Raw genomic sequence first — 13175 nt, 5'->3', positions numbered from 1 at the left:
CGGATTTCGGGCTATTTTCGGCCTCTGCGACGGGTTTCTTGTGGCAATTCTTCGTCAAACAAATCTGCAAGATTATCGGTCAAAGCACCCGCCAATTCTTCAGCGTCCAGCAAAGTGACTGCACGTCGGTAATATCGGGTCACATCGTGACCAATACCAATGGCAACCAGTTGCACGGGTGAGCGGGTTTCTATGTCTTCGATTACGTAGCGCAGATGTTTTTCCAAATAATTGCCGGGGTTGACGGACTGCGTGCTGTCATCAACAGGCGCGCCATCAGAAATCACCATCAATATGCGGCGATTTTCGGGCCGACCCAAAATTCGCTTGTGGGCCCATTGCAGCGCTTCCCCATCGATATTTTCTTTGAGCAAGCCTTCACGCATCATCAAACCCAAGTTGGACTTGGCGTGCCGCCATGGTTCTTCAGCGGATTTATAGATGATGTGGCGCACGTCGTTGATACGGCCCGGATTGGCAGGGCGTCCCGCTTGCATCCAAGCTTCACGAGATTTGCCGCCTTTCCATGCGCGGGTGGTGAAGCCCAAAATCTCAACCTTAACGCCGCAACGCTCAAGCGTTCTGGCTAGAATGTCACCACAGATCGCGGCGATGGTGATCGGGCGACCACGCATAGAGCCAGAATTGTCGATCAGCAAGGTTACAACCGTATCGCGGAAGTCGGTGTCTTTTTCGATCTTAAATGAAAGCGGCTGCAGCGGATCGGTGACCACTCGGGTAATCCGTGCGGTATCAAGCAAGCCTTCTTCAAGGTCAAACTCCCAAGAGCGGCTTTGCTGGGCCATCAAGCGGCGTTGCAATTTGTTGGCCAAACGGGCCACAGCGCCAGAAAGGCCATCCAACTGCTTGTCCAATAAGGCGCGCAATTGTTCCAATTCGTCTGGTGGACAAAGGTCTGCAGCGCTTACGGTTTCATCGAACTTTGTGGTGAAAATCTTATAGTCCGGCATGTTGCGGAAATGATCACGAATATCATTGTCCGGCTGAGCATTGGGGCTGTCTTCGCCATGTTCAAGCGGGGCCTCTTGATCTTCCATATCCTGCATGTCGGCGTCTTCGCCTTCGGTTTCACCTTCTTGCTCGGTGTCACCTGGGGCTTGTTCCGCATCGATCTGCTCTTCGTCCTGATCAGACGTGCCGTCTTGCTGGTCGGCGTTTTCATCTGGGGCGTTTTGCGGATCCGCATCTTCGCCCGTATCGTCCTCGTCGCCGTCCAAATCGGTTGGGTCCGCGTCAACGATCAATTCCATATTGCGCAATGCAGTGCGGCAAAGTTTGGAAAACTCGGTTTGGTCATCAACCAGATTCGCAAGATTGTCGAGCTGGTCGCCAGCTTTTTGCTCAATGGTTTCGCGCCAAAACTCAACCAACCGTTCGCCGGAAGAGGGAATGTCGATACCCAATAGTTTTTCGCGCAACACTAGGCCCATAGCCTCAGCCAAAGGGGCATCGGCGATATCGGTGACAGATGCATAGTTGGCACGGAACAATTTGTCCTCAAGCATGGCGGCCAAATTGCCCTTCATGCCCGGCAGGCGTTGGGTGCCAAGCGCTTCCACACGTACCTGCTCTAAACTGTCAAATACGGCTCTGGCATCAGGGTCTTGGGGCGAAAACTTTTTGTGCAATTTTTGGTCGTGGGCGGCCAATCGCATGGCCATGGCGTCGCCTTGCCCACGGGCAATAGCAATGTCTTCAGGTTTTGGCAGGCGAGGCAGGTTGGCCAGCCGCGCCTTGTCTTTGGTCAAAAGAGGTCTGTCGGAGGTGAAGGCCACTTCCAACTCTTTATCCTCGGCAATGGCGCGCATGGTCACGCCAACCGCGTTTTTCAACGTGGCTGACGGATCAGGTTTATTGGCGCGTTTGGCGATGACAGACATAGTGTGCCTTTTTTCTGTTAGGCGCTCAGAGCGATATTTGCAGCAGATTCAGGCAAATCAGTACCAAAGACGCGTTGATAGAACTCAGCCACAACTGCGCGTTCCAACTCGTCACATTTATTGAGGAATGTGAGGCGGAAGGCCATGCCGATATCGCCAAATATTTGGGCGTTCTCCGCCCAAGTGATGACCGTACGCGGGCTCATCACGGTCGAAAGATCGCCATTGATGAAAGCTGAACGGGTGAGGTCGGCAAGTCGAACCATGTTTGAAATGGTTTGGCGCCCCTCTTCGGTGTCAAAGCTTTTGGCTTTGGCCAACACAATGCCCACTTCTTTATCGTGCGGCAAATAGTTCAGGGTGGTCACAATCGACCAACGGTCCATTTGACCTTGGTTGATTTGCTGGGTGCCGTGATAAAGGCCCGATGTATCACCCAAACCAATGGTGTTGGTGGTTGAGAACAAGCGGAACGCTGGGTGCGGCTCGATGACTTTGTTTTGGTCAAGCAAAGTGAGGCGACCTGAAACTTCGAGCACACGTTGGATCACGAACATGACGTCCGGGCGACCCGCATCATATTCATCGAACACGATGGCGATATTGTTTTTCAGCGCCCAAGGTAAAATACCGTCGCGGAACTCAGTGATTTGTTTGCCATCTTTGATCACGATAGCATCTTTACCCACCAAATCGATCCGGCTGACGTGGCTATCCAAGTTCACCCGTACAAGCGGCCAGTTCAAACGGGCTGCAACTTGTTCGATGTGGGTGGATTTACCCGTGCCGTGATAGCCTTGCACCATGACGCGGCGGTTGTGCTCAAAACCGGCAAGAATGGCAAGTGTTGTTGCTTTGTCGAACAGGTAGTCAGGGTCAACCGGGGGCACATGTTCGGTGCGCTCTTTATATCCTTTGACCACTAGATCTGAATCGATGCCAAAAAGCTCACGTACTGAATATTCGGTATCAGGCAGGGGTGCTGTCACACTCATAATGGGTAACCTTTTAGATAGAACGTATTTCTCAAATGGGTTTTGGCACAATTTGCGCGCAAAAGGTAGGGCGGGGTGTCGTAAAGATGCAAGATCTATAGCAATAAAATTTGGGCTCGACCAGTGCCGAGCCCTGTGTTCGTTTTCGCGCCTTAGGTCTTAAACAAACCCTTTGGACTTTAGGTGATTGTACGCTGTTACGATATTGCGCAGACGCTCTTCAGAGCTTTTGTTGCCACCATTGATGTCTGGGTGATGGCGTTTCACGAGATCTTTGTAGGCTTTTTTGATTTCGTCTGGACCAGAAGTTGGGCTGACATCAAGCATTTCGAGCGCTTTTTTGTCCGCATCTAAGATCTTGCGTTCAGCGGATCGATTTGGGCCTGCGGACTTGCCTTGCATGCGCTCATAGCGGCGAAAAACGTTCGATGGGTCGTGGTTTTTCTTTTTGCGACCGGCAGTGCTTAGTCCTTCAGAATCGGGCGCAACCTTGTTGACCCCCATATCCCATGTGGGACGGCCGCCGGTGCGGTCAGTCACGATTTTTTGAATTTCATCATCCTTCATTTCAGAGAAGAAGTTGAAACTCTTGTTGTACTCGCGCACATGGGCCATGCAAAATTGGTAATAGCCTGGTTGATCCGAGCCTTTTGGCGCTTTGTGCGCACCGGCCTGGTCGCAACCCTTCCAGGCGCAACGGGGCAGATCGTCTTCAGGTTTTACCGCAGAAGATGCGCGGCGTTTCACTTTGATTTTATCGAAGAGCTTGGAATTCAAGGTACGTGCTCTTAAAGTTAGAGAAAAGGACACCTCTTTTACATCAAAAACCGGCGAGAGCAAAACCCCTTATGTCGATGAAACAGACAATCATTGAGAAATTAACTGAAGAATTCCATCCAACACACCTGAATGTGATTGATGAGAGTGAATTGCATCGTGGGCATGCAGGATATCGTGAAGGTGGCAACTCGCACTTTCGGGTGCAGATTTCCTCGCCAATGCTGGACGGTAAACTGCGCGTTGCTCAGCATCGCGCCATTATGGATTGTCTGGCTGTTGAGCTAAAACAGGAGATCCATGCTTTTGCGATAGAGGTCAGCCCGAGCGCAGGCTAACGAGCGTTCTTGAGGGTCCTCGCTCTTGATAGAAGTCAAATCAGTCAGCTTTAAACTGCGATATCCTTCTTGCTTTTGAGGAGGAGATAATGAACGAGGAACGCACCTATTCACACAAGCGCTCAGCGATCATAATTGCTGTTCTTTTTATTATTGCAACGGTTGTCTTTTCGCTCGCTGAGCTCATCTACGCCCCCATACTCAATGCGCCAGACTATTTAGAAACCATCTATCCCAATAGGGTCCAGGTGATGGTTGGCCTTCTTATTCAAGTTGGCTCTTTGGTTGCCGTGCCGCTCATCGCGGTGGTGTTTTATCCAATTTTGAGGCGACAAAGTGAAATCTTGGCGCTCGCATATGTGGTTATGCGCAGCTTTGAAGCATTGTTGCTGATTGGGGTGGGTGAAATAAACAAGCTCTCTTTGATCGGGTTAAGCAAAGAATATATCGCGGGCGGTGGTGCTGAGCGGCAGATGATTGAACATATTGGCGCCTCCATTCAATCTGTGAATTATTGGGGCGCGGAGGCGGGGCCGGTGTTTTTGCTGTTTTTCGTAATCGGCGCGATTATTCTCAATATATTGCTGTTTCAGTCCAGGCTGGTGCCACGATGGATTTCATTGGCAGGAATAGTTTCTGCCGTGCTGTTACTGTCGGGCAGCCTGTTTTATACGTTTGAACTTATCTCACCTACGCTTGCAACCGGGCTCATGGTGCCAATTGCCGTGCAAGAGATGGTTTTTGCCCTTTGGTTGATTTTCAAAGGGTTTGATGAGCGCGCCTTGAAGAATCTGGGGCACTTAAAAACCGCATGATGTGGGATTGGTTGAGCGCGTTGGTCTTTTAATTAGCGCATCAACAGGGCTGACGTATTTATGTGTTTTCAACCGAAGTGAGGTTGCGAGCCAAAAAGCAGTAGTGGAGCAACAAAAGTATTGACGTGTGCCGTGGCGTGTTGCAATGTCACGGCACTGCCCAAGCTTCGTCCAAGTGCAGCTCAAATCAACGTCTGATTTGCGCACTTAGGGACCAAGCAATGCAGTATATTTTTCACAAAAGAGTAAATTTAAACGCCCCGCGCTTGCTTCTGCATGCGCGGTTTTTTGCGTGCGGTTTTGCATGTGGGGCGTTTTTTGCTCACTTATCGAATCAAAGGATAGTTTGAATGAAAAACGCTGCTACAGCGCCATCAGAGAATGTGCCCAAGGCGATCATTTTGACGCTTGTGTCATTGGTAATTTTTGGGGTGCAGGATATTGCTGTCAAATTATTGGTGGCCGATTTTTCGGTCATGCAGGTGGTTATGATCCGGTTTTGGGGGGTGGCATTATTCACCCTGATATGGATCGGTCGAAACAGTGACCTTCGATTGGTTGCACGCTCGCATTATCCCAAACTGCAAATCCTACGGTCTGTTTTGTTGCTCATTGACATTTGGCTGTTTTCCGCTGCACTGGGCCATATGCAAACCTCTGATTTGCAGGCCATGTTTATGCTCTATCCCATTGTCGTCAGCTTGCTGGCTGTACCGATCCTCGGGGAGAAGATGGGGATTTACCGTTGGATTGCTGTTTTGGTCGGCTTTGTGGGCGCAATGGTTGTCATTCGCCCTGGCTTCCAAACGATTGATGTTTCTATCTGGTTGGTCGTTGGCGCTGTATTGAGTTTTTCGCTTTACACGGTGTTGACGCGAAAAGTGGCCACAAAAGATAGTACCAAAACATCGATGCTTTATTTGGCTCTGGTGGCTTTGGTCTTGTCCACTGTAACTGGTGTATTTGAACTTGAAGCCATGGGTATGCGCGGCTGGTTGCTGATGATTATTGTTATCGTTTGCGCCATTGCGACGCACCTCTTGTTCACCGTGGCGTTAAAACATGCGCCAGCGAGCACATTGCAGCCGCTAAATTTCTTGGCGCTGCCGGTGGCTGTGGGGCTTACACTTTTGTTTTTTGGGCATATGACCGATGTGATCACCTTGATAGGTGGTGCGATTACCATCGGTGCGGGTTTGTTGGTTTGGTTTAGAGAAACCAAATCGAAAAAGGCACCAACAAACTAAGATCAGACGCCTTAGGCCCTGTCATTTGATTTGACAGGCAGCTGGATCACATTAGAGCCCGTCGCTTGGCTTGGGAGTATTTCTTGCATGCGGCGGGCGTTCACCGCGTTTACAGGTTTTGAGAAGAGATAACCTTGGAACTGGTGCACGCGCTCGCCTTTTGACAAGAATTCAGCCTTGGTGATGTCGTCGACGCCTTCGGCCACCAATGTGATCTCCATTTGTTTGGCGATCAGGGATACGCCGTTCAGAATGTTGCGGGAGATCTCAACCGTTGCTGCATCGTCGATGATGGATTTGTCGATTTTGATTTTATCAATTTCAATTTGACGCAAATAGTGAAGGCCACAATAGCCTGCGCCAAAATCATCTAAGGCAATTTGAACGCCTAGCGCGCGCACCCGCTCAAGAGTGGTTCGAATGTGCTCGACATCATTGATCAAAACAGATTCGGTGATTTCAAGTTCCAGCCGATATGGGGGCAACCCGCTGTCGTTAAGGGCCTCTTGAACGGTGGTCAAAAAGTCAGATCGGATCATTTGTACGGGTGATACATTCACCGATACAAATAGGTCGGGGTGCCAACTCGCACACTCGATACAGGCTTGCTGCAGCATGTGTGCGCCAATATCCAAAATCAATCCTGTGCTTTCAGCGATGGGGATGAATTGTTCTGGGTTTAGGATTTCGCCATCGGGCAATTCAATTCGGCAAAGGGCTTCGAACCCTGCAATTTGCAGTGGATTTTTGGCCTGAACGATGGAATGGAAATAGGGTATTAGGGTGCCTTTTTCAATTGTATCGCGCAGAATGCCCTCGATCCGGCGGCGGTTTGACGCTTCTGAGGCGAAGCGGGGTTCAAAGACGCAACTGGCGTGGCCGGTTTCTTTGGCTTTATAAAGCGCCAAATCAGCGGCTTTGAGCAATTGTTCTTGGTTGGTGCCATGAAACGGCGAAAGGGCTGTGCCAATAGAAGCGGTCACATTAATTTCGTGGTCTGACAGATTATACCGCTTCGCCAGATGCACGCGCAGCTCGCGGCCAAAATGGGTGGCAGCCAATTCATTTGACGTGGCAAATTGAATGACGACAAATTCATCGCCGCCAAACCGAGCAACAAATCCGGCGTTGCCGACCCAGTCTTGAATGCGCCGCCCTGTTTCAATGATCAGTTCATTGCCCACATCATGACCAAGCGAATCGTTGACCTGTTTAAATCGGTCGATATCTAGGAAATGTAGCGCAAAAGCTGTTTGGTTTTTGTCGTCAGTCAGAAGATTTTTCAACTGGTTGTTAAGCGCCAGCATGTTGGGCAGGCCGGTTAAATGATCGGTTGTGGCTTGCGCTTTGATAATGGCATTTGCGCGCTGTAAGCGCCCTGAAGTGCGGTAGGATGGGAACAGAAAGATCGGGGCCACGAAAGAGGCAATGACAAGGGTCACCCCCAATTGGTACCAAATGCCTGCGTAATAGACACCAACAGTATTATAGGCGATCACTGCAAGAATAGAGGCAAGCACTGTTGCCCCAGTTGATTGAAACAATGTCAGTTTGAACGGGCTGATCGAGGGATCGCCCGCAAAGTACTGACATAGTTTTTTCCAACATTTTTTCATCATCATGCTCAAAAGCATAATGAGCAGAACTTATGATAAGATCCGCAAATTGGGTGGCATTTTAGCCAACCGATTTTCCCTTTGAATTTCAACGACCTGATGAGAGCTTGATCTGTCGAGACCTCAGAAAATACTTAGGGAATTATCTTTAGTTCTGTGATGCGATTTCGTTCTTTTTTCAACACGCGGAAGCGCTTGCCGTGGAATGTGAAGGTCTGGTTGATGTTGGGGATCATTTTAGCTTCGTCCAAAACAAGACCAGCAATGGTGGTGGCATTTTCATCGGGCAGGTTCCAATCGAGCGCACGATTGATATCGCGGATCGGCAGAGAGCCATCAACAATATAGGAGCCGTCTGGTTGTTTTTTCGCCCCTTCCATGACTTCATCATGCTCGTCGGCAATTTCCCCAACGATTTCTTCCAATATGTCTTCAAGGGTTATGAGCCCTTCAACTTCGCCATATTCGTCGACCACCAAGGCAAAGTGCGCGTTTTCGCGCAAAAACGCGTTGAGCTGTGCCTGCACGGGGGTCGTGTCTGGTACAAACCAAGGTTTTGAAACGATGGCGGAGATATTGAGCTGCTCCACGTCGCCACCGGCTTTGAACAAAGCCCGCAGCATGTCTTTGGCATGTACAACACCGACAATGTTTTCTTTGTCGTCCTTCCACAATGGAATGCGGGTATAGGGGCTTTCAAGGATTTCCTGGACCAGCTGCTCTTTGGGCATTTCAGCGTCTAAAGCGAGCATTTTGGTGCGGTGGACCATCACGTCGGATACTTCCAATGCGCTGAGATCTAAAATGCCGCCAAGCATATCGCGGTCGTTTTTGATCACCTCGCCCTCTCGGTGCAAAAGGTCCACAGTGCCGCGCAATTCTTCGTGGCCGGTCATGCCCGTGTCATCGCCTTCGCGGCGGGCACCCACCATGCGCAATAGGGCGTTGACAAGTTTTTGGATGGCAAATGTGATTGGGGCAAATAAGGCCACGATGGGCCGCACAATTGGGGCAACGCCCAACGCAAATTCATCAGGTTTGGAAATGGCCCAGGTTTTTGGCAAAACTTCAGAAAATATAACAACAAGCGCGGTCATGGCGATCGTTGCATATATCACACCCGTGTCACCAAACAGGGCGATCAACACGCTTGTGGCCAAAGAGGACGCGAGGATGTTGACGAGGTTGTTGCCCAGCAATAGTGCGCCGATCAAGCGCTCTTTATCGGCAATAAGTTTTTCAACGAGCTCAGCACGCTTGTTTCCGGCCTTTACCCAGTGGTGAATGCGGGCGCGGGAAGCTGCGGTCAGGGCTGTTTCGGAGCCAGAGAAAAACCCAGAAAGGGAAAGCAGCACCAGAATTGAGACCACCGAAATCCAAAAGGTTGGTGGCATTGATGCGAAAAACTCAGCCATTAGGTTCGTTGCTCCTCAAGAAACGCAGAAATTGAATGTGGGTCACATCCCTTTTGAATGAAAGCCTTGCCAACGCCATTTGTCAAAATAAAGGTGAGTGTGCCGCGCGATACTTTTTTGTCTTGAGCGATATGATGCATTAATTCTTCGGTTGAAGCGAGGGGGCCTGGGATATCGTTGAGCTCGGTTGGCAGACCAACGGCTTTGAAGTGGTTGGTGACACGCACTGCGTCTTGGCCATTGGCGATACCAATTTTGGTGGAATAGCGATGGGCCAGCACCATGCCGATTGAAATGGCTTCGCCGTGCAACAAGCGATCTGAATAGCCGGTGACCGCTTCAAAAGCATGGCCAAAGGTGTGCCCCAGGTTGAGCAGGGCACGCGCGCCATGTTCTTTTTCGTCCGCTGCAACAAAGCGCGCCTTTGCGCGGCAAGAATGGGCGATGGCTTTTGCACGGGCGGGGCCGCCTTCAAAGATTTCGCGCCAATGTTCTTCCAGCCAAAAGAAAAACTCTTCATCGTCGATCAGGCCATATTTTGCCATTTCTGCATAGCCGGCACGGAACTGACGTTCAGACAAAGTGCCAAGCGCTTGCAAGTCGGCAGCCACATAGCGGGGTTGATGAAAGGCACCAATTAGGTTTTTGCCGTGGGGCGAGTTGATACCGGTTTTACCGCCAACAGAACTATCCACTTGCGCCAACAATGAGGTCGGAACTTGCACAAAATCCATGCCGCGCCGGATAATGGAGGCAGCAAAGCCTGCCAAATCACCCACAACGCCGCCGCCAAATGCAATAATAATGTCGTTGCGCTCAAGCCGTTCATCGAGCAAAGCCTCAACAACACGATTAAGCTGTGCGTTACATTTTGAGCTTTCCCCTGCAGGAATGGTGACCACCGAATAGTCTAGCCCTTCGCTCTCAAGGGCGCGTTTGAGACGAGGCAATTGCTCGCGTTCAACGTTCTCATCGGTCACAATTCCATAGCGTGCGCCGGGAAACATGGTTTTGAGTTTTGCGCCCAGTGTGTCGATGGCGTCAGGGCTGACATTAATATCATAGGCACGTTCGCCCAGATCAATATGAACGATATTATTGCTCGTCATTTGTTTTTTTTAACTTTGCGGTTGGGTCCAAATGGTCGGCGACGGCCGCCACTATTTCTGCACCAATTTGTTCGTGGCTTGCTTCATGGGACATAACGGTTACATCCGCTTCAGCGTAAGTTGGATATCTTAAATCAACCAGTGCTTTGAGTGTGCCAAACGGGTCAGGCGTGCGCAAGAGCGGTCGCGTGTTGCGGCGCGAAACACGTTCAAACAGCAATTCAACATCGGCTTTCAACCAAACGCAAATAGCGTGCTGCGATATGTTTTTGCGGGTGATCGGATCCATATATGCGCCGCCACCTGTTGAAATGATCGCATCACGGCGGGTGCGCAAAAGCCGGGCGATCACGCGGGTTTCCCCTGCGCGAAACTCTTCTTCACCATGGGTTTCAAAAATATCGGGAATTGGCATGCCCGCTGCCAATTCAATTTCGTCGTCGCTATCAACAAATTCAAGCCCCAAAAAATGGGCGACACGTTTGCCGACCGTGGATTTGCCTGCGCCCATCATGCCGATGATCACAATTGGTTTGGCGCCGCGATTTGCGTTAACCCGATCTGCATTGCGTTGCACTACGGTGCTGTCTAGTTCGACGGGCACTAACTTCTCCACCTTGTTCTTGAATGAGAGGTTGAAGCGATCTGTGGGGGAATTGTCAAGCCACCTCGCTCAATCAAATGCTTGATTGGAACCGCGAAATGAACGAAAAAGGGTGCAATTGGAAGGAACCAAGTCCAAATGCCCACGCTTATTCGTTTTCTGGTCTTTATCGGTGTACTCGCAGCGATCATCTATGGCTCAATGTATGCGCTGACGATTTTTGTTGAGCCCGAACCTCGTGAAATGAGCCAACGCATTCCCTCGCGCGACTTGTTCAACAACTAATGACTGATCAATATTTGGTCGAAAACTTCCTAGAAATGATGAGTGCAGAGCGCGGCGCTGCCAGCAATACGCTTGAGGCCTACCGGCGCGATCTCACCGATTATGCGGGGTTTGTTGATGGTCAAAAACATCAAATCGGTACCGCGGACCGTCAGCTGGTGCAGCACTATTTAATATCGTTGGATGAGCGCGGTTTTGCGCCTTCAAGTGCGGCGCGGCGTTTGAGCTCTTTGCGCCAATTCTATCAGTTTTTGGTTTCTGATGGGGTGCGCCCTGATGATCCAACCCGGGTCATTCCCGCGCCAAGAGCGGGCACCAAACTGCCAAAGACCATGAGCATTGAAGAGGTGGATCAGCTTTTTGCGCAGGCCGAACGTGAGGCAACGGAAGAAGAATTGTCAGCCAAGGCAAAACTTAGGGCGCAAAAGCTATATGTTTTGTTGGAGCTTTTATATGGCACGGGCATGCGGGTTTCTGAATTGGTGGGGCTTTTGCGCTCAAGCGTGACGCGAGAAGGGTCGATGTTAAACATTATCGGCAAAGGCAACAAAGAACGGGTGGTGCCGCTCAACGATCGCGCAAAAGATGCATTGTTGAATTATTTGCAAGGTTTGGCGCCGGGGCGGTTTGTTTTTCCGGCAAAAACGGACACCGGCTATATGGCCCGTCAAGTGTTTGCGCGTGAACTGAAAGCATTGGCGGCGCGCGCTGGATTGGATACTTCAAAAATCTCGCCACATATTTTGCGCCATGCTTTTGCCTCACATTTGTTGGAAAGGGGGGCAGACCTTCGTGTGGTGCAATTATTGTTGGGGCATTCTGATATTTCAACGACACAAATCTACACGCACATTTTGGATGAGCGGTTGACCTCGCTTGTGCAAGATCACCATCCCTTGGCCAAGGAGTAGGGGCATTGAGCGCCAAAACACGATAGCAGTTGGGCGAATGAGTTGCTAATCTGCGCATCAAAGCTTGACATTAACCGGGGGAATGGCCACTTTCCGCCGCAATCATATGGGTTCAAAAAGCCTTCAGCGATCGCTGGGCTTTGGAACGACAAAGAAGACGGATAAAGATGCAGTCCTATCTCGAATTTGAAAAGCCAGTCGCTGATATTCAAGGCAAAGTTCAAGAATTGAAATCGCTCGCACAAAGTGGCGAAGCGGTTGAAATTGACGATGAAGTGAAACGTTTGCAAACCAAAGCAGACGAGGCCATGCATGAGATTTATGGGCGTTTGTCCCCTTGGCAAAAAACCCAAGTGGCGCGGCATCCGCTGCGGCCGCATTTCGTTGACTATATCAAAAGCCTGATCACTGATTTTGTGCCATTGGCTGGCGACCGAAAATTTGCCGAAGACGCTGCGGTTCAGACGGGCTTTGGTCGGTTTGATGGAAAACCTGTTGCCATTATCGGGCAAGAAAAAGGCTCGAATACTGAGACGCGCCTGAAGCATAATTTCGGCTCTGCCCGGCCTGAAGGCTACCGCAAAGCGGTGCGTGTGATGGATATGGCGGATCGGTTTGATATTCCGGTGTTGTTCTTTGTGGATACCGCCGGTGCTTATCCGGGCGTTGGCGCTGAAGAGCGCGGCCAAGCCGAAGCGATTGCGCGATCTACCGAAATGTGCCTTGAAATTGGCGTGCCCTCAATTGCTATTGTTATTGGCGAAGGTGGTTCAGGCGGTGCGATTGCAATTGCGACGGCGAACAAAGTGGTGATGCTCGAGCATTCGATTTATACGGTTGCTTCGCCAGAAGCGGCGGCTTCAATTTTGTGGCGTGACGCGGCTAAAGCGCAAGATGCGGCAAACAATATGAAGATCACCGCGCAAGATCTTTTGCAGTTTGGCATAATTGATCAGATCGTGCCTGAGCCTGTTGGTGGCGCACATCGCCACGCACAAGAGGTTATGCAATCCGTGCACAAAGTGATTGAGGATTTCTTGGCTGAGTTTGACGGCAAGGGCCGTTTGGAAGTGCGCGAACACCGGCGCGAAAAATACCTCGCGATGGGCTCAAACCTCACCTAAATGTGAATTGGCTATTGCGTAAAAGCATTAGGCACCCC

Annotated in this window: 13 protein-coding genes; 6 read left to right on the top strand and 7 right to left on the bottom strand. The window is 50.5% G+C overall.

All coding sequences use genetic code 11. The features are described from left to right. Positions 1 to 11 precede the first annotated feature (11 nt). The 3 genes from cobT to O4H47_RS16305 all read right to left on the bottom strand — a co-directional run bounded on the left by cobT (position 12) and on the right by O4H47_RS16305 (position 3673). Positions 12 to 1901: a cobaltochelatase subunit CobT gene (gene cobT, locus O4H47_RS16315; RefSeq protein ID WP_269395077.1), complete on the bottom strand. Its 1890-nt coding sequence runs from the start codon at positions 1899 to 1901 to the stop codon at positions 12 to 14. A 17-nt stretch (positions 1902 to 1918) separates the two neighbouring features. Further along, positions 1919 to 2896, bottom strand: a complete 978-nt coding sequence (gene cobS / locus O4H47_RS16310) for a cobaltochelatase subunit CobS (protein ID WP_269395076.1) — start codon at positions 2894 to 2896, stop codon at positions 1919 to 1921. 159 nt (positions 2897 to 3055) lie between these two features. After that, on the bottom strand, positions 3056 to 3673 hold the full coding sequence (locus O4H47_RS16305; protein WP_269395075.1) for a J domain-containing protein: 618 nt from the start codon (positions 3671 to 3673) through the stop codon (positions 3056 to 3058). Between the two features lie 71 nt (positions 3674 to 3744). Here O4H47_RS16305 and O4H47_RS16300 point away from each other — a divergent pair, with 71 nt between their 5' ends. From O4H47_RS16300 to O4H47_RS16290, 3 genes are all read left to right on the top strand, one after another. Continuing rightward, positions 3745 to 4011 (top strand): BolA family protein, encoded by a 267-nt coding sequence (locus O4H47_RS16300; RefSeq protein ID WP_269395074.1) that lies wholly within the window; start codon positions 3745 to 3747, stop codon positions 4009 to 4011. An 89-nt stretch (positions 4012 to 4100) separates the two neighbouring features. Then, positions 4101 to 4826: a DUF4386 domain-containing protein gene (locus O4H47_RS16295; RefSeq protein WP_269395073.1), complete on the top strand. Its 726-nt coding sequence runs from the start codon at positions 4101 to 4103 to the stop codon at positions 4824 to 4826. A 350-nt stretch (positions 4827 to 5176) separates the two neighbouring features. After that, on the top strand, positions 5177 to 6073 hold the full coding sequence (locus O4H47_RS16290; protein ID WP_269395072.1) for a DMT family transporter: 897 nt from the start codon (positions 5177 to 5179) through the stop codon (positions 6071 to 6073). 11 nt (positions 6074 to 6084) lie between these two features. Here O4H47_RS16290 and O4H47_RS16285 read toward each other — a convergent pair whose 3' ends face one another. From O4H47_RS16285 to O4H47_RS16270, 4 genes are all read right to left on the bottom strand, one after another. Continuing rightward, the gene (locus O4H47_RS16285; protein ID WP_269395071.1) at positions 6085 to 7689 is read right to left on the bottom strand and encodes a putative bifunctional diguanylate cyclase/phosphodiesterase; all 1605 of its coding nucleotides are present in this window, start codon (positions 7687 to 7689) and stop codon (positions 6085 to 6087) included. Between the two features lie 134 nt (positions 7690 to 7823). Further along, complete coding sequence (locus O4H47_RS16280) at positions 7824 to 9104, bottom strand: HlyC/CorC family transporter (protein ID WP_269395070.1); 1281 nt, start codon at positions 9102 to 9104, stop codon at positions 7824 to 7826. After that, entirely contained in the window at positions 9104 to 10213 is a 1110-nt protein-coding gene (gene aroB / locus O4H47_RS16275) for a 3-dehydroquinate synthase (protein WP_269395069.1), read from the bottom strand. Before aroB ends, O4H47_RS16280 begins: the two co-directional genes overlap by 1 nt. Further along, complete coding sequence (locus tag O4H47_RS16270) at positions 10200 to 10817, bottom strand: shikimate kinase (protein WP_269395068.1); 618 nt, start codon at positions 10815 to 10817, stop codon at positions 10200 to 10202. The genes aroB and O4H47_RS16270 overlap by 14 nt, the downstream gene beginning before the upstream one ends. A 138-nt stretch (positions 10818 to 10955) precedes the next feature. Between O4H47_RS16270 and O4H47_RS16265 the strand changes: the two genes are divergently transcribed. From O4H47_RS16265 to O4H47_RS16255, 3 genes are all read left to right on the top strand, one after another. Beyond that, positions 10956 to 11102, top strand: a complete 147-nt coding sequence (locus tag O4H47_RS16265) for a histidine kinase (protein ID WP_269395067.1) — start codon at positions 10956 to 10958, stop codon at positions 11100 to 11102. Beyond that, complete coding sequence (locus tag O4H47_RS16260) at positions 11102 to 12013, top strand: site-specific tyrosine recombinase XerD (RefSeq protein ID WP_269395066.1); 912 nt, start codon at positions 11102 to 11104, stop codon at positions 12011 to 12013. Before O4H47_RS16265 ends, O4H47_RS16260 begins: the two co-directional genes overlap by 1 nt. Before the next feature lie 167 nt (positions 12014 to 12180). Next, positions 12181 to 13137: an acetyl-CoA carboxylase carboxyltransferase subunit alpha gene (locus O4H47_RS16255; protein WP_269395065.1), complete on the top strand. Its 957-nt coding sequence runs from the start codon at positions 12181 to 12183 to the stop codon at positions 13135 to 13137. Positions 13138 to 13175 lie beyond the last annotated feature (38 nt).

This window comes from Maritalea porphyrae, from assembly GCF_027213965.1.
Lineage (GTDB): Bacteria > Pseudomonadota > Alphaproteobacteria > Rhizobiales > Devosiaceae > Maritalea > Maritalea porphyrae_A.
This window is presented reverse-complemented; position numbering and strand designations above follow the sequence as displayed.